Genomic DNA, 1,103 nt, shown 5'->3' on the forward strand with positions numbered 1-1,103 from the left:
CCTGAATTCAACTAATAAGTGCAGCACCTGCGGTATCCAGGGCCCCTGAGTATTCCCCCAGGAAAACCTGTGCCGGTGTCCGATAACCGAGCCGTTTTCGGGGACGATCATTCAGCTTATTGACGGTCCTTCTCAGATCGGCGTCCGTCACCTGTCGGAAGTCAGTCCCCTTGGGATAGTACTGCCGGATCAGGCCATTCGTATTTTCATTGGTCCCACGTTGGCCGGAGCAGTAGGGGGCGCAGAAGTAGACTGCCGCTGTCACTGCCTTGGCGACTGTCTCGTGATTGGCAAACTCCGAGCCGTTGTCCAGCGTCACGGTCTGAACAGCGCCACGCCGGGGCTTCAGCAGCCGAATCATGGCCTTCTGCGTCAGTTCGGCGGTGATGTTGGGGAGTCGAGCGGCCAGCAGATAGCCACTACGGCGCTCAACCAGCGTGACCAGTCCGGACTGCTTGTGCCCCTTGAGCACCGTATCGCCTTCCCAGTGGCCAATCGTGCGTCGATCGTCTACCTCAGCGGAGCGGTGCTCGATACCGACTCGGTTCGGAATCTTGCCGAGTCCGGCGCTCTTTGCCTGTGTACGGTACTTGCTCCGCCGCTTGGGCTGCCGTAGGCATCGCCACAGGTCACCACCCCGTGCCTTGTCATCCCAGATCAACGAATAGATCCACTGATGGCTCACGTAAGCGCCGTTGGCGTTGGCCATGAAGCCGCTGATTTGCTGAGGGCTCCAGTCATTAGTCAGTTGATCAGTCACCCAGCGCATGAGGCTGGGGAGGCGCTTTGTCACTTTCCAGGCAGTGCGCCGCCGCCGATCACTGAGGGCCTGAGCCTGGTCGGGATCGTAGCCATCGGGAGAGGCATTACGGTGCAGCTCGCGACTGACGGTGCTGCTGTGAATGCCAAGCGCTCTGGCGATCTGCCGCTGGCTCATACGGACACCCTGTTGGGCGTGAATCTGGTATCGTTGGGTTTGGGTCAGCTGTCGGTATCCCATGCTCTGCTTCACTTTGGTCGGTAAAGTCGAGAGGGTACTGGCGCTGGCCCTCCTTCCTCTACCTGGCGGTCCAAAGTGCTGCGGTTATTCTATGAACCCAGGA

At 59.6% G+C, this 1,103-nt stretch carries 1 protein-coding gene; it reads right to left on the reverse strand.

The features are described 5' to 3' along the window. Positions 1 to 7: 7 nt before the first annotated feature. Positions 8 to 1,000, reverse strand: a complete 993-nt coding sequence (locus OP494_RS17105) for an IS30 family transposase (protein ID WP_280542776.1) — start codon at positions 998 to 1,000, stop codon at positions 8 to 10. Between the last annotated feature and the right edge of the window lie 103 nt (positions 1,001 to 1,103).

It is taken from the genome of Chromohalobacter sp. 11-W, from assembly GCF_029889905.1.
Taxonomy (GTDB): Bacteria; Pseudomonadota; Gammaproteobacteria; order Pseudomonadales; family Halomonadaceae; genus Chromohalobacter.